20 protein-coding genes are annotated in these 25443 nt (G+C 59.1%); 6 read left to right on the top strand and 14 right to left on the bottom strand.

Annotation, left to right across the window (positions count from 1 at the left end):
- Positions 1–46 precede the first annotated feature (46 nt).
- A complete protein-coding gene (locus D1224_RS02510; protein WP_119378356.1) occupies positions 47–1648 on the bottom strand; it encodes an AbgT family transporter in 1602 nt (533 codons plus the stop codon).
- A 154-nt stretch (positions 1649–1802) separates the two neighbouring features.
- On the opposite strand from D1224_RS02510, the gene D1224_RS02515 reads away from it, so the two are divergent.
- On the top strand, positions 1803–3404 hold the full coding sequence (locus D1224_RS02515; protein ID WP_119378435.1) for a peptide chain release factor 3: 1602 nt from the start codon (positions 1803–1805) through the stop codon (positions 3402–3404).
- A gap of 14 nt (positions 3405–3418) precedes the next feature.
- Here the strand turns inward: D1224_RS02515 and D1224_RS02520 are convergent, their stop codons facing one another.
- The 7 genes from D1224_RS02520 to D1224_RS02550 form a co-directional block, all read right to left on the bottom strand.
- Entirely contained in the window at positions 3419–5965 is a 2547-nt protein-coding gene (locus tag D1224_RS02520) for a DUF3772 domain-containing protein (RefSeq protein ID WP_182482136.1), read from the bottom strand.
- Between the two features lie 58 nt (positions 5966–6023).
- Complete coding sequence (locus D1224_RS02525) at positions 6024–6350, bottom strand: DUF6665 family protein (RefSeq protein WP_119378358.1); 327 nt, start codon at positions 6348–6350, stop codon at positions 6024–6026.
- Between the two features lie 5 nt (positions 6351–6355).
- On the bottom strand, positions 6356–8305 hold the full coding sequence (locus D1224_RS02530) for a hypothetical protein (protein ID WP_119378359.1): 1950 nt from the start codon (positions 8303–8305) through the stop codon (positions 6356–6358).
- Between the two features lie 120 nt (positions 8306–8425).
- Entirely contained in the window at positions 8426–9094 is a 669-nt protein-coding gene (locus tag D1224_RS02535) for a GNAT family N-acetyltransferase (protein ID WP_119378360.1), read from the bottom strand.
- Positions 9095–9225: 131 nt separating this feature from the next.
- A complete protein-coding gene (locus tag D1224_RS16400; RefSeq protein ID WP_182482137.1) occupies positions 9226–9387 on the bottom strand; it encodes a hypothetical protein in 162 nt (53 codons plus the stop codon).
- An 83-nt stretch (positions 9388–9470) separates the two neighbouring features.
- Complete coding sequence (locus tag D1224_RS02545; protein WP_119378362.1) at positions 9471–9773, bottom strand: hypothetical protein; 303 nt, start codon at positions 9771–9773, stop codon at positions 9471–9473.
- Positions 9774–9992: 219 nt separating this feature from the next.
- Positions 9993–10517: a hypothetical protein gene (locus D1224_RS02550; RefSeq protein ID WP_147372305.1), complete on the bottom strand. Its 525-nt coding sequence runs from the start codon at positions 10515–10517 to the stop codon at positions 9993–9995.
- 491 nt (positions 10518–11008) lie between these two features.
- Here D1224_RS02550 and D1224_RS02555 point away from each other — a divergent pair, with 491 nt between their 5' ends.
- Positions 11009–11476 (top strand): thermonuclease family protein, encoded by a 468-nt coding sequence (locus D1224_RS02555; RefSeq protein WP_147372306.1) that lies wholly within the window; start codon positions 11009–11011, stop codon positions 11474–11476.
- Between the two features lie 68 nt (positions 11477–11544).
- Here D1224_RS02555 and D1224_RS02560 read toward each other — a convergent pair whose 3' ends face one another.
- From D1224_RS02560 to D1224_RS02575, 4 genes are all read right to left on the bottom strand, one after another.
- Positions 11545–12309, bottom strand: a complete 765-nt coding sequence (locus tag D1224_RS02560; RefSeq protein WP_147372307.1) for a hypothetical protein — start codon at positions 12307–12309, stop codon at positions 11545–11547.
- 11 nt (positions 12310–12320) lie between these two features.
- Entirely contained in the window at positions 12321–14078 is a 1758-nt protein-coding gene (locus tag D1224_RS02565; RefSeq protein WP_119378366.1) for an AAA family ATPase, read from the bottom strand.
- A gap of 302 nt (positions 14079–14380) precedes the next feature.
- Positions 14381–16585, bottom strand: coding sequence for an excinuclease ABC subunit UvrB (uvrB, locus tag D1224_RS02570; protein WP_119378367.1), 2205 nt, complete (start codon positions 16583–16585; stop codon positions 14381–14383).
- A gap of 153 nt (positions 16586–16738) precedes the next feature.
- On the bottom strand, positions 16739–18907 hold the full coding sequence (locus D1224_RS02575) for a TonB-dependent hemoglobin/transferrin/lactoferrin family receptor (protein ID WP_119378368.1): 2169 nt from the start codon (positions 18905–18907) through the stop codon (positions 16739–16741).
- Between the two features lie 140 nt (positions 18908–19047).
- Between D1224_RS02575 and D1224_RS02580 the strand changes: the two genes are divergently transcribed.
- The 3 genes from D1224_RS02580 (at position 19048) to D1224_RS02590 (ending at position 22611) form a co-directional block, all read left to right on the top strand.
- Entirely contained in the window at positions 19048–20100 is a 1053-nt protein-coding gene (locus D1224_RS02580) for a DUF6607 family protein (RefSeq protein ID WP_119378369.1), read from the top strand.
- Positions 20097–20897, top strand: a complete 801-nt coding sequence (locus D1224_RS02585; protein ID WP_119378370.1) for a DUF4198 domain-containing protein — start codon at positions 20097–20099, stop codon at positions 20895–20897. Before D1224_RS02580 ends, D1224_RS02585 begins: the two co-directional genes overlap by 4 nt.
- Positions 20898–21102: 205 nt before the next feature.
- On the top strand, positions 21103–22611 hold the full coding sequence (locus D1224_RS02590; protein ID WP_119378371.1) for an MFS transporter: 1509 nt from the start codon (positions 21103–21105) through the stop codon (positions 22609–22611).
- A gap of 14 nt (positions 22612–22625) precedes the next feature.
- On the opposite strand, the gene D1224_RS02595 is transcribed toward D1224_RS02590, so the two are convergent.
- Together D1224_RS02595 and D1224_RS02600 are read right to left on the bottom strand one after the other, a co-directional pair.
- On the bottom strand, positions 22626–24074 hold the full coding sequence (locus D1224_RS02595) for an AMP-binding protein (RefSeq protein WP_119378372.1): 1449 nt from the start codon (positions 24072–24074) through the stop codon (positions 22626–22628).
- Positions 24075–24181: 107 nt separating this feature from the next.
- A complete protein-coding gene (locus D1224_RS02600; protein ID WP_119378373.1) occupies positions 24182–24586 on the bottom strand; it encodes a MerR family transcriptional regulator in 405 nt (134 codons plus the stop codon).
- 89 nt (positions 24587–24675) lie between these two features.
- Between D1224_RS02600 and D1224_RS02605 the strand changes: the two genes are divergently transcribed.
- Positions 24676–25305 (top strand): cation transporter, encoded by a 630-nt coding sequence (locus tag D1224_RS02605; RefSeq protein WP_119378374.1) that lies wholly within the window; start codon positions 24676–24678, stop codon positions 25303–25305.
- The last annotated feature ends 138 nt before the right edge of the window (positions 25306–25443 follow it).

Consider the following 25443-nt stretch of genomic DNA (forward strand, 5'->3'; position numbering starts at 1 on the left):
CGGTTGATGAGACCGGCGGCGCTACTGATTTGAGCTGTCAGATCGTCTAGCCAGCCGTCCCCGGAATCGGGATCTGCGCAGGCGCGCCCGGCCCAAGTGGGAAGCCAACGAAGAGCCAGAACATCATGAGGATAACGCCCGTGATGAGCATCCAGATCGAGTAAGGGATCATCATCGCGGTCAGGCTGCCGAGGCCGAAATTCTTCTGCCAGCGTTGGGCGAAGACAAGGATCAGCGGGAAATAGACCATGAGCGGTGTAATGATGTTCGTTGCACCATCGCCCACACGGTAGGCCGCCGTCGCGCCGTCCGGGCTAATGCCGACCAGCATCAGCATTGGCACGAGCACAGGCGCGAGCAGCGCCCATTTTGCGCTCGCAGAGCCGACGAACAGGTTCAGCGCAGCCGAGAAGAGCACGATGAGGCCCAGCACTGCCGGGAGTGGCAGGCCGCTATTGTTGATCGCGTCTGCACCATGCACCGCCGAGATCAGGCCAAGGTTCGACCAGCCGAACATCGCCACGAAGTGCGCGGCTGCGAAGGCGAGGACGAGATAGTAGCCCATATCCTTCATGCCGCCCGCCATCATGTTGACGAGGTCGCGGTGGTTCTTGATCGTCCCGGCCGATGAGCCATAAGCCCAGCCTGCAGCGAGGAAGAGGATCAGGAAGGCTGCGACGAGAGAGCGGAAGAGAGGGCCTGCCTGCACATACCAGGCAGCGTCTTCATTGCCGGGGCCGTCTGCCAACAGCGGCGTGCCCGGTCCAATCGTCATGAAGACCCAGAGAAGCGCAACACCTAGAATGGCGAGGCCGGCGCGGCCAAGACCTTTCTTTTCGCCTTCGGTCAGCGGCCGGTCCTCGTCGCTATAGGCCTGCATGTCGCTCTCGGCGTCGGGCTTCCACTTGCCGAGACGTGGTTCGATAATCTTGTCGGTGACCAACCAGATGACGGGCAGGTAGATGAAGAGAAGCACACCGATGAAGTACCAGTTACCGGCGAAATTTACGCTCCATCCGCCATCGATATTGCTCGCCTCATAGGCGCTTTCAGTAATGCCGAAGAGAAGCGCATCGAGCTGGCCTGGCGTAATGTTCGCGGAGAAACCGCCTGACACGCCTGCAAATGCGGCCGCAATACCGGCCAGTGGATGACGGCCTGCAGAGGCGAAGATGATCGCCGCCAGCGGGATCATAACGACGTAACCTGCATCAGCGGCGTGGTTCGACAGCATCGCGATGAGAGCGACCAGCGGTGTCAGCATGGCTTTTGGGGCATTGCGAACCGCGCCCCGAATCGCGCTGCCAAACAGGCCGGAGCGTTCTGCGACACCTGCGCCCAGCATGACGACAAGCACATAGCCAAGCGGATGGAAGTGCGTGAACGTGGTCGGCATTTCCACCCAGAGGCGCTGGATGTTTTCCGGCGAGAACAGGCTGGCAGCCTGTTCAAGCTGAGGCGTGCCGTCGGGATTGGTCAGGCTTGGATGAAGCGCAGACACGCCAGCCCAGGCGCAGATCTGCGAGACGATCATCAGCGCGATGATCAGATAGAAGAAGATGAAGACCGGATCGGGCAATTTGTTGCCCGTTTTCTCGACCCAGCCGAGAAAGCCTTTCTGATCGCTGGTAGCGGTCTGGTCTGACATGCCCTCAATTCCCTCATATGTTTGAATGAGCCGACCCTAGCCGTGTCCGCCGCGATTAGGCAATGCGCGCGCAGTCAAATTGCCTTGAGCGAGGCGGCAAATGGCTGGCTGCGCCATCTCGACAAGCTGGTCATTCCCTTTTATCCGGCGGGCCATGAGCTTGACCCCCGCAGAAGAAGCCGCCCGCAGGCGGACATTCGCCATCATTTCGCACCCGGACGCCGGTAAGACGACGCTGACCGAGAACCTGCTTCTCGCTGGCGGCGCCATCCGCCTTGCCGGACAGGTCGCTGCGCGCGGTGAACGCCGGCGCACTAGTTCTGACTGGATGAAGATCGAGCGCGACCGCGGCATCTCCGTCTCCGCCTCCGTGATGACGTTCGAGCATGATAATCTCATGTTCAACCTGCTCGACACGCCGGGCCACGAAGACTTCTCTGAAGACACTTACCGCACGCTGACCGCAGCGGACTCCGCTGTCATGGTGCTGGACGCTGCCAAGGGTATCGAGCCACAGACGCTGAAATTGTTCGAAGTCTGCCGCATGCGCGACATTCCGATCATCACCTTCATCAACAAGATGGACCGTGAAGCGCTCGACCCGCTGGAACTCCTCGACGAGATCCAGGACAAGCTGCAGCTCGACACCTCGCCGCTTTATTGGCCAGCTGCGTCGGGCCAGCGCTTTGCGGGCATGAAAGATCTTCGCAAGGGTGATTTCGTCTCCTTCCGCAAGAAGACGGCCGACCAGAGTGATGATGTCGGCCCGTCCACCCGCATCGGCATGCAGGAAGCGCGTGGCACGATCGATACCATGGTTATGGATGAGCTCGATGAGGGCGCAGAACTCGCCTCCGAAGCGCTGCCGGACTTTGACGTCAATGCCTATGAAGAAGGCCATATGACACCGGTCGTCTTCGGCTCGGCCCTTCGCCATTTCGGCGTGAATGAGCTTCTGTCCACGCTTGCCGAGTTTGCCCCAGGTCCGCGCGCCCAAAAAGCCGAAAAGAAAGACCAGCCGATCACGGTGGAGCGCTCCGACAAGAACGTGTCCGGTTTCGTCTTCAAGATTCAGGCGAACATGGACCCGAACCACCGTGACCGCGTCGCCTTCCTTCGCCTCTGCTCGGGTGAGTTCAAGCGCGGCATGCGTCTCAAGACGACCTCGAACAAGCAGATCAATATCCACGCCCCTCTCATGTTCCTTGCGCAGGACCGCGAGATCGCAGAGACCGCCTATGCAGGCGACGTTATCGGCGTGCCGAACCACGGTCAGCTGCGCGTCGGTGACAGCCTGTCGGAAAGCGGCGACGTCAAATTCCAGGGCATTCCGAACTTTGCCCCGGAAATCCTGCGCCGCGCCCGGCCAAAGGATCCGATGAAATCCAAGCACTTGCGCAAGGCTCTTGAGAGCCTGGCTGAAGAAGGTGTGACCCAGCTTTTCACGCCCGCTCTTGGGTCCGACATGATCGTTGGCGCGGTTGGCTCTCTCCAGATTGACGTCATGGCAGAGCGCATGTCGGCCGAGTACAATCTCGAAGTCGTCTTCGAACAGGCCCAGTACAATGTCGCCCGCTGGGTTTCAGCAGAAGATCCGGCCAAGCTCGAATCTTTCATGGAAAAGAACCGCGGCAGCGTCGGCACGGATCTTGACGGGGCACCGGTTTTCCTCGGCAAGAATAGCTGGGATGTCGGCTATGTTCAGGAAAAGAACCCTGATCTTCAGTTCACATCGACCAAGGAACGGATGGTCTAGCGCCTGGCGCTGACTTATTCGGTCTCATCCTTTTCGTCGGCGGCGCGCGTCCTGTTGCGGCGTGAAGGCCGCTCCTTCGACGCCTCGTCATCATTATCATCATCGGCGTTTTCGCCCTGCATCGCCCTTGGCGCATCCGGCCAGTCAAAATGGATGTCGCGCTGGGGGAATGGAATGGTGATGTCTTCACGTTCAAAGACGCCTGTCAGCTCATGACGAATTTCCGAGGGAGCGATAACGACATTGTCGGCGATGATATAGGCGCGGAGTTCGAAATCGAGTGAGCTGTCGCCAAAGCCCTTCATAACCACGTATGGCGGCGGATCCTTGAGGACGTATTGAATGTTCTCCGCAACCTCCAGCATTGCCTTTTCGACCTTGCGCGTATCGGTGCCATACTTGACGCCGACACTCACTGCGACCCGCATGACGGCACTCTTATGGGTCCAGTTGCCGAATGAATTGCTGACCAGCTCGGCGTTCGGAACGATGATCGACCGGCGATCAAAGGTGAGCACCTCGGTGGCGCGGACATTGATCTTCTGAACCGTGCCTTCTCCGGAAGGCGTGACAATCCAGTCCCCAATCTTGAAGGGCCGCTCAAACAGCAGAATGAGGCCTGCCACGAAATTGCTCACAATGCTCTGCAGGCCGAAACCGATACCCACCGACAGGGCACCGGCGATAATAGCCAGGCTGGACAGGTCGAAGCCGATGACGCCGATGGCCGAAACGAAGGCGATAATGACGCCTGCATAGCCAAGCAGCGTCACCAGAGAATTCGCGGCACCACTACTGATCTGCGACTTCGGCAGGATCTGTCGTTCCAGTGTGCGCTGGATGAGCCGTGTCGCCACCATGATTGCGATCACGGTCATGATTGCAGACAGGATGCTGCCGAGAGAGATGCGCTGACCGCCAACTTCGAAGCCAGCGAGCAGCCACCGGATTTCATTCCAGAGTTCAGTTGCTGGAAGCCCGAGCGCCAGCAGGAGGAATGGAGGCAGCAACAGCACGACAATCGTGTCGACGCTCAGCCTGATCCAGAACTCGGAAGTCATCTCCGTCGGTTCGTCATCATCATCTTCGCGCGCCGACTGATAGCGGCGTTCCTCGACCACACCAGACAGGAATTTGAGAGCCGCCGCGCGGAAATATTCGCGCACCAGGATGGCAATGAGCAGAACGATGGAGACAAGGATCAGCCGCTCGACGATATAGCGTGCGAAAGCATGATAGCTGAGCAGTGAACTGAGCATGATGGTCACGGCGACTGTGACCACGATCCAGCGGATCACGATGCGAAGGGTCGACTTGCCCTTTTCAGTTTGGGCCCGCATCCGCACCGCCAGCCATATCAGCAAGCTACCCGTCAGGACCGACAGCAGGAAAGTTCGTACCCCGATGAGGGCCTGGCCCGGCGACGCCAGTGCACCAGTGGCCGTAAGGATCGACTCAATCGCAAAGGCGATGACGAGCACAACGAAAGACAGGCTGATCGCCTTTGCAGCCTGGTCGCCGACCCCGATCAGTCGGAACGCCGTTGTTCGCGGGGCCATCACGGATGAGACCAGTGCCCGCATGCAGAGGACCGCAACTGTCACGAAGGCGACCCGGCGTCCCGCACTGCTTTCGAGGAGGTTCATGCCTAGAAGGTAGGCGCCGCCGGCAATTATAAGGACGACGGCGCCGGCAGTGGCGAAACGAGCCAGAAAACTGCCCATCGCGACATAGGCGACCGTCTGACGGCTGGGGCGCACTTCTGTGTTTTTGCGAAGCTCCCATTTGTAGAACAGGCGATAAAGCCAGAACAAACCGCTGAAGAGTACAAGGCTGAGACCGACCAGTATGGCGAGAGGATAGGGTGTCCCTCGTTCAATCTGTCGCTCTCGCCAGCCGGTGATTTCGGTGCCGAGCTCCCTCCACACATCGTCTGTACGCTCAATTGCCTCCATCCAGACGTCGGGCGAAACAGGCGAGGCGCCTCGCTCCAGAATGGAGGAAACAAAAACGCTCTCCCGGCTCTGAGAGATATTCTCCATCAGGCGCCGTGCATCAATGTCAGCCAATCTTGCATTGGCTGCAGCGATGCTGGCCCGCGAATTGATCTCGCGGAAAGGAGCAGTCACGCCCGAGAGATCACTTTCTGCCAGTCTGGCTGCGGCTGTCTGAGAACTGTCGCCAGAACTGCCACTGGCAGCACTTCCCGCAGCATCCGCCACACCCTCTTCAGTCTCGCTCGGTATGAGGTCGGCAACCGAATCTAGCGCTTCCTGAGACCCCAGCCGAATGTCGATCGCCTGCGCTTCCAACGTGGACAGACTATCCCTGAGGTCAGAAATTTCGGTGAAGTGTTCGCCAAGCTCATCTGGCTCTTCACTGCTCTCAAAATCGTTCGCCAGTTCGGCAAGTCTGGAATTGATTGCCTCGAGACGTGTTTCGATCTCGCTGATATCTTCAAGCGCGCGCTCGCTCGATGTCTGTTGCGCCTCCGCAACCGGAACAAAGAACAACAGAGCGAGAAAGACCACGCCCAGAAGTGTGCGCACGAAGGAATACATTCTATCGTCTCTCAATTCGTTCCACGCTGATAGCGTTTCGCGATCCGCTTGCCGCCAGTCAATAGCGCTTGCCGGACGTGCCGAGGCGAGCGAGAATCTCACGCGGTATATCATAGTCGCGGATAATCGCACTGCGATCTCGAAGACCTAGAAGTTCCCGCTGTATCAGGAAACTATAGACTGCTTCGACAGCCTGATGGAGGTCTTCTTGGTGGTCTTCGCCAGATGCCAACGCTTCGCGGTAGGCTCTCAGCCTCATAGCCACCTGCCTGCCTGATCGGCCAAGGGCGTTGGCCTGCTCAGATGCGATCTCGTGTTTCAGGGAGGACTTTGACTGGGCGTCCTGAAAACGGCCAGCATGATTTTTAGGAGCGCGGACAGCCATGACGGCTAACCTAGGGCAGCATCGATCAGAAGGAAGGCCGACAGTCTGGCGCTTGCATTGCGTGATGAGTGGCTCGTCTTGTCCAAGGCGCTCAGCGCATCGGCTTCCTCTACCGCCAGGAACTCACGTGCCATCATCATAAGGTCGCTGTCACTATCGAGACGCTTCTGAACACGCTGAACCTGGCGCGAAGCCGCATCGACAACAGACTTTCGGCGAACCCCTTCGCCTTTCCGCGCAGCTGCCGCGATTTTTTTCTTGTCACGTGGACGGAAGGTATCGGTCAGGCGAATGCCTGACTCCATCAGCCGGTGAATCATTTCCTCGGCATTTTCCTCACGGGGCAGATGCGGCCGCTCATCGCGGGCCACATCAGCAAGGATGCTGCTCCATCGCTCACGGCGCCCGGTGTCGGACGGTTCGTTGCGGTCTTCGCGGCGTTCAATTGCTGAAGTCGGGGCGAATGGCTCAGCTTTTTCGTCGAGGCCGGCTTCGTCAAGTTTTTGCGCCTCGCCACCGGCGACGGGCTTCAGATACGGCGGCATCCGGTCTTTCCAGCGCCTGCGGGCGACCGACTTGTCTTCGGCGGACGCTTCATCCGCATCCTCTGCCTCAGTATCGCTGTGGTCTGCTTCAGAAGGGGATGACGAATTGCCGTTCCCGCCAAAAAGATCGCTGTCGTTTTCGTTGCGCGAACTTGCAGGCGCCACATTTGTTGAAGACCCCTCATTCTCGAACACATCATCGTCATCGGAATACGGATCTGGCGTGCTTACCGGCGCTTTTGCTTCTGCTTCTGCTGCGGCAGTGTCGTGAGATGTCCTCTCGACCGACACCTGAAGGCGTGCGAGCTCATCGGCATCCTTGCGGGCTTCTCGAACGGCTGCGGCCGCTTCTTCTCCAGCGCGCTTCAGTGTGGCGAGGGACTCTGCAGCTCTCTCGGCCGCTTCGCGCGCCTCCATCTGGATATCACGAGACGCCGTCTTTGCATTTTCCATTGCCGCGGAAACAGCTTCGGTGATGCGGTCACCCGTGGTGGAAGCGCTGGCCGCGACCATCTCGCTCGCGCGCAGCGCCTGATCGACCATGCGGCGGGACTGTTCGAGCTTCTCTTCCATTCGGGAGACTGCGAATATGAGAGACTCGCTACGCTTCGTGGCTGCAACAGCCATTTCATCAAGCGCAGCAACACGGTCAGACAGCGTGGCACCTGCCTCCCGCAACTCATTCAGCCGCGTCTCCAGGCCCGCGTCCGCCTCAGCAATATCCTCGGCCGCCTGCTTGGCCGATGCCTGCATGTGCTCGGCTTGGCGAGGAATAGCCTCGCTCATTAGCTTGCTCTGACTTTCAATCTGCTCGGCCAGCAGCTGAAGCGCCGAACGTTCCGCGTTGAGACGTTCTGAGAGGTCCTTGGCCTGTTTTGCTGTCTCATGAGAGACCGTTTCGAGACGTGTCCTTTCCTCGGAAATCTCGCCCGACATCGCCTTCATGGACGAAAGCGCGTGCGCCATGGCCCGGTCGACTTCTCCAGCGGATGTCTTCATGAGGCCGGCGAAACTCTGAGCCTCGCGCCCGCTTGTTTCTATCGGCGCGATGAGGCGGGCAGCGGCTTCCAGGACTACGGAATTGGCGGCTGATGCCCGCGCATTCGAGCGCGCTAGAAACCCTGCCAATAATACGAGAAGTCCCGGGAGAAAGAGAGCCACTGCGCCTGCAATGACCGACACAATCGGCAGCTGGGAAATACCGGCCGAGCCAAGATAGGCATAGACCCCCGAAAAGGCAGCGACCCACCAGAGAACGGCCGTACCGATCGCAATCCAGACAAACACCTTGCCTTCCTCACGCGCGGCGTTCAGCGCCTCGACTTCACTCGCAGGCGAGCGCTCAAATGCCATCGGCACCGGATTGGATAGGCGCAGTTCGTCTCGTTCTGGGTTGTCTTGTTCAGCCATGTCTCTCGGTCTGCGAACTTTGTCGGCCCGAATTTCCATTGGGAGACCGGGCGGGCCACCAACCGTGCAATATGCAGCGTTAAGATGGCGTGTGCAATTTTCCGCATGAAATCAGCCAGTTCAGCTTGATTCCTTGGTTTCCCCCTGCGGCGCGTCCTCAGGTGTCGTGTCTGTGATAATTTCAGCATCGACCGGCTCGCTATCAGCCTGCGGCGCGACCGGTTTTTCCGCTTCCTTCTCAGGAGCTTTCGTTTCCGTCGGTGCGGCGGCCGGTTTGCGGGCAACAAGTTCGAACAGGAGATGATCACGCCACTCGCCGTCGAGCTTCAGATAACGTTCCGCAAGGCCGATCTCGCGGAAACCCAGGCGTTTAACGAGACCGCTGGAGCGCGTATTCTGGGGCATGATTGCTGCCTGAACGCGGTTCAGCTTGAAATCGGTGAAGACCATGGAGAGGACTTCTTCCATGGCTCTGCGCATGATCGACTGGCCTTCATGGCGCCGGTCGAGAAGATAACCGAAGTCCCCAGTCGAGAAAGGCCCCCGTCGGATGTGATCGAGGTCGATCTTGCCGATCACCTCTTCATTCTTGTGCATGACCACGAAGCGATAGGCGCGGCCTTCTTTCCACTCGATCTTCGAGCGTTTGCAGGCAGCCCGCCAGTGGGAATTGGTGTAGTAATGCTCGCTGCGCGCCGGTGCGTAAGGGCGAAACCGTTCGCGATTGAGCGTCATGAAACGCGCGACGCGTTTTGGATCGCACTCATGAAGGGCAACAAGCTCGAACATTTCTACCTTTGCCCTCCAGATCACGGCAGCTTGCTGCCATGCAAGTATCTAGCCGGGATCAGGGGGGTAACGAAAGGCCGAGCTGTGCTAAATCGGGAAGGTTGGCCGCAAATGCGCGGCCAGCACCATTTTTACCCGTCGACAATCTCGTCCAGTGGGTCGAAATCACCGTCATTCTCATTGAGCTCCTCGCCCACGACATAGGCAGCGCCCACAGCCGCCGCAACGCAGCCGGAGAGGGAGATGGAGCCCAGGAGAAGGCCAAGTGCGATCAGGGATTTGTTCAGTCTCATCGTTTCAGTGCCCTTAGACGGTAAAAGATGAGAGCCAAACGCGCGGGCGCCGAAACGGTTCTCGGCCCCCGCGCAAAACATCGCTAAAACAGGCGCTCATCATCATCGACGACTTCATCGACAAGGCGCAGGAGTGCCAGCCCGCCGCCGACAGTGATCAGCGACGTCCCCAGTGAATGCAGCACGTTAGAGGGCAGGGCGAACTTGGCGAAGCCATCGCGCGCCTTGCGGACCTTGCGGCTTACACCCCGGTCTAGATGGGGGCGCTTTTTCTTCGGGCTTGGCAGGTCGAGCGGCGTCGGCTTCCAGGTCTTGAGGAGGATGCCCGTGCCGAGCAGGGCAGCGGCAGCGATGAGAGGCTGGTTCTTCTGTGGCAGGTCGGCCATACGTGCGTATCCTTTGCGTTCTTCAATAACTGCAATGCGCGCGCGATGGCGGAGGTTCCGGAAAGTCCAGTGCTTGCGGCCCGCCTTTGGGGGCAGGCGGGGTGAGAGGGCAGTCTTCCGGGCGCGTCATTCGACTGCGCTCAGGATGAGCCCAGAAGGTCTCTGGAGTCAGGGGAACCCTATTGCTCTTCCTGAGCGACGTCGAAGGATAGAGCGCCGCTAGCCGGTATCGTACCAGCCCGACAGCGCCGCCCCGATCATGGCGGGCAGGCACGCCGCGAGGGCGCCGAGTTCGGCCGACAGCCGGTGCAGGCCAGGTTGCGGCAGGCAGGTGGGGCGGATCTCTCCGGCGGCGCGCAGCCTTGCAAGGTGACGCGCCATGCGCCGGGTGAGCCGTTCGGGGTGCTGAAGGTGTTTCAGGAGGGTGCAGTAGCGGTGTACCAGCAGTGTTTCATCGACGGGCCGGGGTGCGCGGCGCGGCAGGGCGCCGAGGCGGGCTGCGTCCTCGGCGGTGTAGGGGCGCAGGATGCGGAGGAGGGGGAAGCTCGTGTGCGTGCTTCGGGCTCGCTCAGGATGAGTGCGGGTAGTTTCGGAGGGCGCGGTCTGGGTGGACGAGGTCCCGGATAGCGGCTTTGCCGCTTCCGGGATGACGGGTGCCTTAATCTCGAAATCAGCACTCAGCTCCGTCGCCATCAGGACGAGGAGACGGCGCAGGAGCGTTTCCAGCTGGCGCAGCCTCGTCATGAAGCGGCGGGCCGCCGCGCGGGTCACGGGGGCGTGGCGCGTGATGAGCCCCGCCCGCTCGGCCGCGCACTCAAGCGCGCCGATCATGGCGTTGAAGCTGTCCCTGATGAACCCGCCGGCAATCATGGGCGCAAGTATGGGGCGGGTTTGTGGGGGTGAGGAAAGTCAGGGAGTTTCCTCGTTGTTCGCTTCTTTTTGTGACCTCATGCTGAGCCCGTCGAGGCATGCTGGCGCTGCGTTTGGGGCTTCATCCTTCGACAGGCTAAGGATGAGGTTTCAACGGGGATGGGTATCCCCTCTCCCGATCGCGGGAGAGGGGGGTAGGGGTGAGGGCGCCGAGGTTGCTGCTTGTGCCGAGGTATCGCCACTCACAACCGTTGCAGCCCTCATCCCCGCCCTTCTCCCGCATCCGGGAGAAGGGGGCGATTGCCTTGACCGTCGGCTGCTTATTCTACCACAGTCCCGCCAGGCGGCAGGAAGGGGTGCTGGGCGTGAGACGATTGATCCTTGGCATGGGCGTCCTCGCGCTCGGGGCGTGCGGCGGCGCGGCGGACTTTGAGAAACCGGCCAATCTCTGTGAGACCGAGGGCGCGCGGTGTGTCAGTGCGTCGGTGCGTGACCTGCTCGCCGTGGATGGCGACACGTTCGAGCTGCGGCGGCTTTCAGGCTCGGGCCGTGAAGAGCGGGTGCGGCTCCGCCTGATCGGGTGGGACAGTCCTGAGACGGGCGATGCGGCGGCTTGCGCGGCAGAAGACGCGCTCGGCCAGAAGACAGAGGCGCGGGCGCGCGAGCTGTTCGAGGCAGGCTCCAAGGTGACGTTCCTGCCCGAAGGCCCGGACCGCTATGGGCGCCTGCGCGCCCATGTCTATCTCGACGGCGACCATGTGGGCTGGCTGCTCTCCCGCGACGGGCTTGCCCGGCCGCTGGAAGAGGGTGGGCAGGTAGATTGGTGTGGGTAGAGCGAGACCTCTTAGTCGCCCTTAACTTTTAGACACGATGGGGCAGATTTCCAGTCGTTGAAAGGCTATTAACTTCCCATGCCAATTATCGCTCCTACGATCTGAAGTGCCGGCAGAATAAATGTTTGGGTAGAAGCAGTTACTTTTTTTAACGAAGCGAAAAAAGATTTTTCGTCATGCTTTTCTAATTCATCAAGTAATGACTTAATCTGGTCTGCTGCTTCTGAATGTCCTGCCCCTTTCGCTTCTTTCAGCGACCTTTCAAGGGCGTCAGATAGCGCAACGTAGCCCCAATCAGGCATGGAAGTAGTTGAAGCGTCGACTTCTTCAAGTAGCTGTTTAACGCGGTTTTGGTCGCCTACTACTAAGACGCTATTCTTAGCGTTAGACATATCTATGTGATTATTCACTACGTAGCCTTTCCCACACTCACTATCCATAAACGGAATAACGTCATGACGTTCGAGGATGGTATCACAAATTTTGGGTGAATAGTCGGTTTTGGATAGGCACACTAATCGACCGTGCTTGCCGGCGCGTTTCAGCAATTGTGGAACAACATCCGCTACCTGGGTAACTGAACTGTCGATTTCAAACTTCTCAAGAGCTTGATCATCATAAGTTCTGTTTGAAAACAAAGCTAAGGCTAACTGAATTACATCGCTATTCGAAGCTAAATCAGCCAAAAAGCCGAGCATAATTTTATTGTTGTCAATTGCTAAGCGACATTTTCCAGCAGAGAGGAAATGTCCGTGAAGCATCCTGTGCAAATCATTGATTTCCAGCTGAGATCTAGATTCAATAAATTTTGGACAAACTACGTAAATACTCAAAGCAACAATACCTAGTCCTTCGGTTCGGAAACTTCGAACTGGGAATTAATAATATCAGCCTGGTTTCGATAATGGCGATCAATAAAGTTAGAAGGCCAAGAGATCATACCAGTTTCAGATATGTCCGCACGTGCGACTATATTTTTACCTGTCTCATCGCTCGTAAAATGAAGAATGCTGACCTGATCGCTACTAATCTTACCTTTGGCGATTTGAGCACGGACCTCAGTCAAGAGGTACTCGCTATGCGTTTCGACGATAAATCTGATTGGCTCATCCCCGTCGATAACTTTGTCCACCAGCCGAGTGAACAGATTCCCAATCGAGGCCTGCATGTCAGGGTGCAGGTGGACTTCTGGCTGTTCTACGAGCACCAAAGAGCCGGGCCGTGCGGAAATTATCGCCACGATAACAGGTAGTACCTGAGAAAATCCGAACCCAACATCAGATATCTCTAACTCAAGATCAGAATTGATATTCGGAGATACAATTATCTTTCGTATAACCTGTTCTAGACTTGCTATATCAATTTTAATTCCGAACTCAGATAGCCACTCATTTATTGACTTTTTGATTGAGGAATTTTCCAATCGCGTAAACAATGCTTCATCGTCAACGGAGCTACTTAAGTCCTCGTAGTAATACCGTCTGGGATGCGCACGCAGCGGTGGGACATGACTTACCTGATGACGCATGCAGCCATCAAATGCGAGATCCTGAGCCCTCTCAATTATGTAAGCTGCGAGGGCGGCCGTCCTTGGTATGTCTTCGGATTCAAAAATAAGGTCGGGCCCTTGAGAAAATATATCGAGGAACCCGTTTAAGTACCCCTTTATATAGTTGGAGTTTAGACCCGACGCGAAAGATCCGATGTTCCGAGAAACGAAATCAGATCGAATATTTGTGAATATAGAATTTCCCTCTTTTGAGGGATTGTCGATATTTATACCAAGTAAAAGTCTATTGTTTGAGGTTAAAACATCTATTGATTTTGCATAGACATCGTATTGCTCGTTTGCTTCGAGCTCGTAATTTAGGAATATGCCCTTCCTCACTTGTATGTTGGTGAGGTTATCGATCAGTTCGATGCAACATGCGATGTCAGATTCAGCTAGTTTAGATATCTGTGGTCGTCTCAAGGACCCAAAACCTATCGGACCGCGGTGTTTGAATTTTTCCGATTTCCGATTTGGTACGAAAAAATCATCGGGCGCAAACTCTTGAAGTTGAAAAATGCTTTGTGCGCAGCGGTGCATGCTTGAAAGAAAATTTATCTCATAGTCTTCGAATTCGTCGATAACATCGATGGCTTCACGAATTTTGGCTTCAATTTCAGTATTCTTCAGCGCTTCATCGGCAGTACGCGCATCAGCAGATTCACTATCAGCGTTGTTTCGATAATTCAGTATCTGATCGGCGAGCTCTAAACCGTGGTCGCGTAACCAAGCTGCAAACGCCGCTCTTGCTTGAAACATCGAGTGTTTGAAGGCTGAATCATCAAACTTCACCGAAAATTCGAGAGGGAGACTTGTATCTTTTGACCGCCATAGATTTTGTGCCGGGCCGAATTTTACGAGGGGCCCATTATGTTCGAAGATGCTGGGATTTCGGCGGCGAGTATGTCGGTGAGATTGGTGGAGAGCCAAAAGAAACTGCAGGAAAGAGGTTTTTCCAGAGCTATTCTTTCCCACTAAAAACGTGAGCGGGCGGATTGATATTTCAGCGCTCTCAAAGCCCTTATAATTTCGGAGTCTGAGTTCTGTTATCACTTAGTGGGCTCGCGGACTGCTTTGAATGGTTTGGACGAGAAGCTTCCAGTAAACTTGTGGTTCTAGAAAAATTACAATCTAGTCAAGTTCAGTCTATTGCGCGCCCATGCGTTCGCGCATCCTCTTTACTCAATTCTTTGCGCTGAATTAAGGACATAACAAACGCTGTTGATTTTAGCATGCCATAAGTCGTCGCCCCGGCCGACCTGATCGTGGAAGCGGCTGGATCGTTTAAAAAGCCTGCATTGAGCGCTGCCCAAATTAAGCCAGGGGTTCATGAACGACGAAGCGGCTAGTCCTGGCTACAAGCCCAACTCTTCTTCCCGCAGCGCCTTCAGCTCGTCCCGCAGCCGTGCCGCCTCTTCAAACTCAAGATTCGCCGCCGCTTCGCGCATCTGTTTCTCGATGCTGGCGATGACGGATTTGAGGTTGTGGCCTGAGCCGGGTTCGAGTTTGGCGACGGCCTCTTCGGCCATGCCGCGGGCGGGGAGTTTGCGGGATTTGCCGCCCTTGAGCTGCTGGGTCTTGCCGCGGCTTTCGCCGAGGTCGGCGAGGATGTCGGCGACGGCGCGCACGATCGTGGTCGGCGTGATGCCGTGCTCTTCATTGTGGGCGATCTGTTTCTCGCGGCGCCGCTGGGTCTCTTCCATTGCGCGTTCCATCGAGCCGGTGATCTTGTCGGCATAGAGGACGACGCGCGCTTCGGAGTTACGGGCGGCGCGGCCAATGGTCTGGACTAGCGAGGTTTCCGAGCGCAGGAACCCTTCCTTGTCGGCGTCGAGAATACCGACAAAGGCACATTCGGGAATATCAAGGCCCTCGCGGAGCAGGTTGATGCCGACGAGGACGTCGAACTCACCGAGGCGGAGATCGCGCAGGATCTCGATCCGCTCGACCGTGTCGATGTCCGAGTGCATGTAGCGCACCTTCACGCCCTGTTCGTGCAGGTATTCGGTGAGGTCCTCCGCCATCTTCTTGGTCAGCGTGGTGACGAGGGAGCGGAAGCCCTTCGCGGCGGTGTCCTTGACCTCTGAGAGGAGGTCGTCGACCTGGTTGATATTGCCATTGTCCTTCGTGCCCGTGACGGGGCGGACCTCGACTGGCGGATCGACAAGGCCGGTGGGGCGGATGATCTGTTCGGTGAAGACGCCGCCTGTCTGCTCCATCTCCCACGAGCCGGGGGTGGCCGACACGTGGACGGTCTGGGGGCGCATCGCCTCCCATTCGGGAAATTTGAGCGGGCGGTTGTCGATGCACGACGGCAGGCGGAAGCCGTATTCGGCGAGGGTGGACTTGCGGTTGAAGTCGCCCTTGAACATCGCGCCGATCTGCGGAACGGTCTGGTGGCTCTCATCGACGAAGACGAGCGCGTTTTCCGGCAGGTATTCGAACATGGTAGGCGGCGGCTCGCCCGGCAGGCGGCCGGTGAGGTAGCGGGAATAGTTCTCGATGCCGTTGCAGGAGCCGGTCGCGGCCATCATTTCCATGTCATAGGTGACGCGCTGTTCGATGCGCTGGGCCTCGAGCAGCTTGTTGTGCTTCTCGAAATGCGCGATCGTCTCTTTCAGCTCTTTCTTGATCGAGCTGACGGCGTTGTTGAGCGTCGGGCGCGGCGTGACATAGTGGCTGTTGGCGTACATCTTGATCGCAGGCAGGTCCTGGATCTTCTTGCCGGTGAGGGGATCGAACTCGACGATGGATTCCAGCTCATCGCCGAAGAAGGACAGCTTCCACGCGCAGTCATCAAGGTGGGCCGGGAAGATGTCGAGCACGTCGCCCTTGAGGCGGAAGCTGCCGCGCTGGAAGGCGGTGTCGTTGCGGGTGTATTGCAGGGCGACGAGCTTCTGCGTCACCTCGCGCGGGTCGATGCGCTGGCCCTCTTCGAGCTTGAAGGTCATCGAGGAATAGGTCTCGACCGAACCGATGCCGTAGATGCAGGAGACGGACGCGACGATGATGACGTCATCGCGCTCCAGGATCGCGCGAGTGGCCGAGTGGCGCATCCGGTCGATGGCCTCGTTGATGGAGGATTCCTTCTCGATATAGAGGTCCGAGCGCGGGACGTAGGCTTCGGGCTGGTAGTAGTCGTAATAGGAGACGAAATACTCCACGGCATTGTCCGGGAAGAAGGATTTCATCTCGCCATAGAGCTGGGCCGCGAGCGTCTTGTTGGGTGCGAGGATGAGGGCAGGGCGCTGCACCGCTTCGATGACCTTGGCCATGGTGAAGGTCTTGCCTGTGCCGGTCGCGCCGAGGAGGACCTGGTCGCGCTCACCGTTCTGGATGCCCTCAACGAGTTCGGGGATGGCGGTCTTCTGGTCGCCTGCCGGCTCATAGTCGGAGGCGACGCGGAAACGCTTGCCGCCCTCGATCTTCTCCCACTGGCGGTCGGGCCGGTGCGGGGTCCAGTTGTCGGATGGCAGCTGCCCGGACGCATCGCGCGCGGCGCCGGACCAGTTGAATGTGGCGCCAGCATCCTGGACGCCTGAAGAGGGGGAACGAGCCATGAACGGCAAGATGGGGCGAGGGCAGGGGCGCGTAAAGGGCTGGGGGTGCACTGTGTGGGGTGCGGGGGCGGACGGCCCCTGCCGCTATTGGGCAAGGGCCGGTCCGGGTGGTCGCTAGAGGGCAGGGGCGCGGACGTGCGGGCGCCTGCGATCTCAGGTGCCGAACTGCCAGGAGAGGGCGGCCTTGAAGTTGCGGCCGGGCTCCGACACGCCCTCGAAGACGCGGTCATAGTCGTGCTCGAAGATGTTATCGATACCGACGTCGAGGCGGACATTCTCGGCGAAGGAGGGCGACCAGCTGGCATAGAGGTCGACAACGACATAGCCGTCTCTCTGTTCAGCAATGGTGAAGCCGCTCGCGCCGTCGGCTTCGCGGCGTTCGAAATCGTCGGCGATCTGGATGCGCGAACCGATGCGGCTGTTCCACTCCGGCATTTTGACACCGAAGTTCAGCGCCAGCCTGTCTGCCGTCAGCGAACCAAGGTCAGAACCGTCGGAATTGTCCGTCCCTTCGATTATGGAAAGGGTGGCCTGGCTGAAGAAACGCTCTGAGTCGTAGCGAAGTTCGCCTTCCCAGCCTTCAAGCTGAGCAGAGTCGACATTGGCCGAATTGGTCGTGCCAGCTGTGCAGGGCTGGAAGCCCGGCGGCGCGAAGCAGGTCGGGTCGTAGGCGAAATCGACCGAGAGGTTGATGAGGTCCTGCGCGTCCGTCCCGAAATAGCTGAGCTTGCCTTGAAGGCGGTCGCGGCTGGTCCAGACATCGCGGAAATCAATGCCTGCGCCGAATTCTACCGTTTCAGTCTTTTCCGGAACGAGGTCCGGGTTCGGGATGAAATTGTTGTTCACGAAGACGAATGAACCGCGGGCAGGGTTGAACAGGATGGGGTGCGGCACCGAGAAGTGCACGCCGTCGAGATAAAGCTCGTTCACGGAGGGCGCGCGGAAGCCTTCCGAATATGAACCGAACGCACGGAACCATGCCGCGCCTGCCGGCTCGAAACTGGCTGCGAAGCGCGGCGAAACGGCGTCGTCGGAGTTCTTCTGGCCGACCGATACAGAGGAAGAGCTTTCGAACTCATCGAACCGCACGCCGGGCACAATGAGGAGTTCACCGAACTGGGTGGCGATGACGGATTCAAGCTGTGCGAAAACGCCGGTAAACTCGCTCATACCATCCGGGACGCCGTTCCGCGTGCCTGTTACGGTTTGATCGTCGGTCCCGACCTGCTCGTCTTCATACCGGTCTGCGCCGATGGTGATGGTGTTCTCGCTCTGGCCAAGCGTGAAGCGGGACGCGTTGCGGACGCTGAAACCCGTCGTTTCAATATCTCGAGAGATCGTGCGCGGGACAGTTTGGTCGAACTCATCAACCTTGCTGTCAGTCTGATAGGCCGTCAGGGTCGTGTCGATCCAGTCATTGCTGGCGGGATTGAAGGTAATGGCGGCGCGGTAGGTGTCGGTAACGATGTCCTTTTCGACATCGCGGTCGAGGGCGGTGCTGCCGATACCGGCAAGCCCCTGGCCATTGTTCGGCTCGATCGCTGTATTGTCGAAACGTTGCCAGGAGGCTTCGAGGCTTATTGCGTCCGTTAGCGCGTAGCTGCCCTTGAGGAGGGCGGACTGGATATCGTCATCGGAGGGCAGGGACGCGCCCGAGCCAAGCTCGATATCGCCAGACTGGCGCAGGCCAATGCTGGCGACGCCGTCGAACTTGCCCTGGCGCGTAAAGCCGGAGAGGGTGGCGAGGGTCTCTTCGTTCACACTCTGATAGCCGAGCCGGATACGGGCGCCCATGGTTTGATCGTCTTCGAGGAAGTCTGCTGCGTCTACGCTTTCAAAGGCGAGGACACCGCCGACGGCGCCAGACCCGTAGAGCGCGGAGGCGGGGCCCTTTACGACTTCTGCCGTGCCGATGAGTTCGGGATCCAGGAAGAAGCGGCCGTCATGCGCTGAGGTAAAGCTCTGACGCGCGCCATCGATGAGCACAAGGACGTTCTGGCCGGACAGGCCGCGAATGCTGGGCAGCTCGCCTGTTCTGCGCGGGCCACCGGCAAAATCGAGCCCCGGCACATCACGCAACGCATCGGAAACGGCCGATGGCGCGAGTGTGTCGAGATCATCGCGCGTGATCACGCTGACTTGGCCGGGATAGTCGAAGACAGGGATCGGGTTGGATGTGCCGTATACGGTTACTGTCTCCTCGCGGCGCTCTTCTTGTTCGATTTCCGGCGCAGCCGCCTGCGAATAGGCAGGGGCGGTGAGAACTAGCGCCGTTCCCAGCAATAGCCCGGTCCTGAGTCTACTGTGCATCTGTGTCGTCATGATTTCCCCTCATGATTAGTTTGAGAATGATTTGCAGTCGCTCTCTTTGCACAAGCAATCAGCTATTGCAAACGATTCTCACTATCATTATCAAAAGGCGAAATGCGGCTCGTTCCTGGAGCCTGGAAAGAGGGATAAACATGAAACTTTCTGCTTCACTCAGTGCGCTGGCCTGCGCCGGTGTTTTGCTAGCTTCTGGCGTGACAACGGGCACGGTCATCGGACAAAGCGCGCAGGCTCAAACTGCGGCGGCCGATACGCCAGCTGCGGCGTTCGAGCGTGATCGACAATCCATCCTGGCTATGACGGGCGACTATAAGGTGACGTTCGACTTCATCGAGACGGTGCCGTTCCTGAAGGACTATGAGCTGAAAGAGCGCAAGCTGTCGGGCGGCAATGAGATCGTCCGGGTGATCGAAGACACGGGCGACTTCATCAGCCTGCAGCACATACTTGTCGTCGGACCTGAGGATGCCCCCATCGTGGTCAAGCACTGGCGTCAGGACTGGCAGTATGAGCCGCAGCGAGTTCTGGTTTTCATTGGCGGCAATGCGTGGGAATGGCGCGACGTGCCGGCCAGTGAGCGCGCAGGCGCCTGGTCGCAGACCGTGTATCAGGTTGATGACGCGCCTCGTTACGGTGCGGTGGGTGACTGGATCTATGAGGACGGGATCGCCGAGTGGACCCCGCCAGCCGAATGGCGCCCGCTTCCGCGCCGCGATATGACGACGCGTGACGACTATCATGCAGTCGATGCGGTCAACCGGCATACGATCACTCCCAATGGCTGGGTGCATGAACAGGACAATTCCAAGCTGATCCTGACCGAAGAGCCGCAGGCGCTGGTCCGCGAGATTGGTGTGAACACCTACCGGCGTAATTCCGACTTCGACGTAGCGGTGGGAGATTCCTACTGGGCAGCGACCGAAGACTATTGGGCTGGCGTGCGCGATGAGTGGGCAGAGATCGAGGCCGAATACCCGCGCTTTGCCATCACCATAAAAGGCGAAACCGAAGCCCTGTATAATCCGCTACTTGGCCTTGCGAATGAGGTTCAGGCGGGTGAGCGCGATACCGCGTCGGCCGTGACCGAAGCGAGATCTGTCATCCGCAGTTTCGTGACCCCCGATATCAGTGCGCTTGCTGACCGGCTTCGCCCGGCAGACCAGTCAGCTGTCGGGGAAGAAGGATGATAAGATCGCTTCTCATCGGGGCTGCGACGCTGTTCGTTGCGGCCCCTGCCTTGGCGCATGCGGGGTTTATCGTACCGATTACCGAAAGTCCGGATGAGGAAGGCAGAATTTTCTTCCATGCGACGTTCAGCGACGACTTCCCGCAGATGGAAATTGGTCTGACCTCAGACGCGTGGACGATCGTGACGCCTGCGGGAGAAGTGGGAGAATTCGGCCGTCTGGCAGAACGCCCCGACCGAACAATTCTTGAAGCGACGCTGGAGGAAAGCGGGCTTTACCGTTTCTCGTCGGGCGAACGGCTCGGCCGCACGGGCGAGGTCGCGCGGATTGCCGGCACATATTTCCTGCTCGGAGGCGACGGTCTGGACAAGGAAACGCTGCCAGAGGAGGCGGATGTTCTCACCTCCCAGACCGCGACCGTGTCAGATCTTTATCTGGCGTTTGGGAAGGGGCCGCACGCATCTCTGGAGAGTGAAATCGGCCGACTGGCGATCCGGCCGGGCGCGAACCCTGCGGATATTCGGGTCGGTGAGCGATTTGGAGCGGACGTCCTGTTCGATGGCGCGCCTCTCGCGGGCTATGACGTTACACTCTTTTCGCCTGGCTCCAGCCGGGAAGAGGGCGAGCCGGACACGGCTTTGAAGACCGATGAGAGTGGCCGCCTTGCATTTACCGCGTCAGCGCCCGGCGAGCACCTGCTCATGGTCCGGCACATCGCGCCGTCACCTGACCGGGCTGAAACCGATGTGCGTAGCTATACAACGACGCTGACACTGCTCGTTGAGGCGGCTGAGTAGCGAATGCTCTCGACCTGATGTCGGATCAAACATCCCGAAGGCCCGCTATGAGCCCGTCCTTCAGGGACAGGCATTGACCGCATCACGTTCGTGTTAGGTTGTCCGGATCGGGATTGACAGCGCCGGTGCAAGACCGTCGAGTGGGCACCGAGCGATGTGCCTGGGTAGACAAAATAAATGGCACACGTCTGGAGGAAACGGTGCCATGGTGATTGTGGACCCTGAGGCTGCGCCGATCGCGCCAGCGACATCTCCGTCAGCACATGACGGACTGAGCCGCCGCGCGATCTATTTACACGGCTCGCTCGCCATTCCGCTGGCGATCTATGGCTATCCGTTGGCGATCTGGCTGCCGCCATATTATGGCGCGAGCCTTGGCAGTCTGGCCCTTGTTGGCACGCTCCTGATGCTGGCGCGCTTTACTGACGTCTTCACCGACCCCCTCATGGGCGAGATCTCCGACCGGGGACGCACGCGGTTCGGGCGACGCAAACCCTACATGGTGCTCGGCGCGCCCTGTCTCATGGTGTCGTCCTGGTTCCTGTTCGTGCCGCCTGACGGGGCGGGGGTGCTCTATCTGCTTTGCTGGCTGACCGCCTTCTTTGCCTCGGCTACGATGATCCAGATCCCCTTCCGGGCCTGGGGGGCAGAGCTGTCGGCCGATTATCACGTCCGCAGCCGGGTAACGGCCGTGCGAGAGTTCTTCGTCCTCGGCGGGCTGTTGCTTGCCGCGGCCGTGCCGATGGTGGTGGAGATCCTCGCCGATGGCGGCGCCGTAGCAGAAGTTTTCTCGGCCATGTGGCGCGACATGATCGGCGCGTTTTCCGGTGAGATCATGAACCGGGTGCCGAGCGACCGCTCTGCGCTTGTGAGGCCGGTTCTTTTCTGGCTCGCCATCACGATCATCGTCGCGGTGCCGCTGTTGACGCTGCTTGTGGTCACGACCGTAAAGGAGCCCCCGCCCGCCGCCCGCGAGCGCGTGCCAGTCATTGAAGGCTTCCGGCACATGTGGCGCAACGGTCCGATGCGCCGGGTCCTGATGATCGCCTTCCTGGTGGTCGCCGGCGAGAGCCTGCGCAACGCCGTTTCCCTGTTCTTCATTCGCGATATCGTCGGTATTCCGACAATCGGGGCAGCCTATTTTCTTTATTTCGTGGCAGGGATCTCTGCGATCCCGTTCTGGCTGTGGATGGGACGTAAGGTGGGCAAGCACCGCGCCTTTCTTGGCACGCTTGGCTTTGTAAGCTTTGTGAGCGCGGCAAACCTCTTCCTCGGCTATGGCGACTATTTCGCGTTCTTCTGCCTCTTCCTGATGAAGGGCTTTGCTTTCGGTGGGCTCCAATTCCTGCCGCTGGCGATGCTCGCCGATGTGGTCGACGTCGACAGCGCGCGTTCTGGCGGGCGAAGAGCCGGGGCCTATTTCGCGGTCATCGGCCTGTCGGAGAAACTGGCGGCGGCCATATTCACCGGCATCGCACTCAATATCGCAGGACTGCTCGGCTATCAGGCGATGGGGGCGGCGGCTTCGGCAGATCAAGGCGTGCTTGCGCTACGCCTGGTCTACTGTCTCGGGCCGATTGCCCTTTACAGCCTCGCGGTGCCGCTCATCTGGAGCTATCCGCTGACGCCTGAACGCCATGCACGCCTGCGCGCAGGACTGGAGCGGCGCGCCAAACGGCTGGCCGCGGCGAAGAAGGCAGAGAGCCAGGCGTAGGGACGCGTGGTTCCCTAAAGCCGCGCCGCGCGCAAATCCTTCCGGCGGGTCTTTCCGGCGTCATCGCGTAAAGGTTCGCGGACGAGTTCAATGGATTTGGGGAGCTTGTAGGTGACGAGCCGCTCGCGCAGATGCGCGGTGAGGGCGGCTTCGTCGAGGTCACCTTTCGGCATGTCGATAATGACGTGGAGGCGCGATCCCATATCCTCATCCGGCAGGCCGATGACAGCAGATGAGCGCACGCCTTCGAAGGCGTCGAGCGCGGCTTCGATCTCGGCGGGGTAGATATTCGCGCCGCCGACGATGATCATGTCTGACTTGCGGTCGGTGAGGTAGAGATAGCCGTCGGCGTCCATCCAGCCCATGTCGCCAAGGCTTTCCCAGCCGCCCTCAATCGCCTTGGCCTCGGCGCCGAGATAATAGTAGGAGCTGCCTTGTCCCGCGAGCGGGCGGAGGAACACCTCACCCACTTCGCCAGGCGGCAGGGCCTCGCCGTCCTCCCCGACAATCTTCATCTCGCAAGTCTCTACGGGTCTGCCGACGCTGCCCTTATGCGTCAGCCATTCAGTGCCCTGTATCGTGGTCGAGCCCTGACCCTCTGTGCCGCCATAAAGCTCCCAGATCACTTCGGGCCCCAGCCACTCGATGAAGGCCTCTTTCAGCCAGGGCGGGCAGGGCGCAGCAAGGTGCCAGAGCGCATTGAGGCTCGAGACGTCATAGCGGGTGCGCACCTCATCCGGCAGGGCCCAGATCCGGCGCATCATGGTCGGCACCATATAGGCGGTTTCGAGCTTCATCCGGTCGATCAGCTCCAGCGTTTTCTCGGCATCGAAACGGGTGGTGACGGCAACGCTCGCGCCTTTGAAGAGGGCGATGGTGGCCCACATGAAGGGGCCATTATGGTAGAGCGGACCGGGGATCAGCATCGAGCCCTGCGTGCGGATTTCGAGGAAATCCATGTCGGTGTCCCACTCGGCGGGCAGCTTCGACACGATGAGCTTTGGCCGACCCGTGGAGCCGCCTGACGTCATCGCTTTAAGGGATGCGGCGGTTTTCTCGGGCAGCGGGTCTTCGGACAGGGCTTCGTCAGGCGTGTAGCCAGCCGGGATGGACGGGGTCGGCGCGTATTCGCCGTCCGCAGCGCCAACGACGAGGGCGGGCTTGCCGAGCTCGACGATCTGGTCGCGTTCATACTTCGGCAGGCGGGCGGAAACAGGCTGCGGCGTCGCGCCAAGCTTCCAGGCGGCAAAAGTGGCCTCGAAGAATTCCAGGCTGTTGGGCAGGGCGATGGTGACGAAGTCATTTTCCTTGACGCCAAGGTCCGCGTAGGCCCGTGCCAGCCGGTTGGTGCGCGCATCAAGCTCTGCCCATCTGATCTGATGCCCCTCATGGTCGACAGCGACCCGCTCCGGCTGGATAGCCGCCCAATGGGCAAGAATACGCGAAAGGGACAAGACAGGCATGGGCGGTTCCCTCCGAGCAGGCCATCTCATGCGGCCAGTGCTTTCTTCTGGCGCTAAGCCTAGCGATTTGGACGCGAAGGGGAAGGTGGGAGTTTGTGGAATGCAGATTACTGATCGACCTGCCCTAGCGCCGCCAGAACGCGGCAGTCGCCGACCTGACCGCCGGCGCAGGAATGGAGCATGCGTTCCAGTTCTGTTTCCAGCGCCTTCAGCTGGCGCAGGCGATTGCGGATGTCGGCGAGCTGATTGCGGGCGATCTCATCGACAGAGGCGCAGTCCTGATCCGGGCTGGTCTGAAGTTCGATGAGTTCGCGGATGGCCTCTATGGGAAAGCCGAGCTCACGCGCCTGGCGGATAAAGGCCAGCCGCTGGACCGCACTCTCGTTATACTGGCGTTGACCGCCCGCGGAGCGGTCAGGCTGGCCCATCAGGCCAATGGTCTCATAGTAGCGGATCGTTGTGACCTTGACGCCAGCGAGGCTGGAGAGGCGGCCAATTGTGAGCGCTTTCATGGAAACTGCCTTTTCTGGCTTGAGGCTATAGTGACTGTAGACTGTAGGGTCTGGCTAATGCGAATCTGCCAAGATCGAAAGGCGTTTGAATGTCCAATTGCTGTGAACCCAAAAATTTCGACGGAACCAGCCGCGCCTATCGCCGCGCCCTCATCGCCGTAATTTTTATCAATGCGGTCATGTTCTTTGTAGAAATGAGCGCAGGGCTAGCGTCGGGCTCGCAGTCGCTGAAGGCCGATGCACTCGACTTTGGCAGCGACAGTGCCACCTATGCGCTGAGCCTGATGGTCATCGGCATGTCGGTCCGTACGCGGGCGATTGCCTCTCTGGTCAAGAGCGGGTCACTGGCAATTATTGCAGGGGTAATCCTGTTTACCACGCTCATGCGCGTGTTCGCGGAAGGCGCGCCTGAGGCAGCCACAATGGGCGTCATCGGCGTGGTCGCGCTGCTTGCGAATCTTGCAAGCGTGCTGATCCTGCTACGCTGGCGCGATGGGGACAGCAATGTCAGGTCAGTCTGGTTGTGCTCACGTAATGATGCCATCGGAAATGTCGGGGTGATCGCGGCGGGCGGCGCGGTGGCCTGGACGGGTATGGCGTGGCCCGACCTTGCTGTGGCGGCGCTTCTGGCGGGGCTGTTCCTGCGCTCGGCGGTCAGTATTACCCAGCAGGCAATGTCGGAGATCCGCGACGAGAAGGCGCAGCAGGCCGGCGCTTGACCCTCCACTGGCTGTAGGGATTACGCCGCGTGCATTGATGGCGGTGTGCAGGCCGCGGATGAAACGGAAACCCGACTGATGAAAAACTTCTTCCTGAACGGGGCGGCTGTGACAGCCTTCCTGACGCTTTGTGCGGGT

This window comes from Henriciella barbarensis, assembly GCF_003576345.1.
Classification (GTDB): Bacteria; Pseudomonadota; Alphaproteobacteria; order Caulobacterales; family Hyphomonadaceae; genus Henriciella; species Henriciella barbarensis.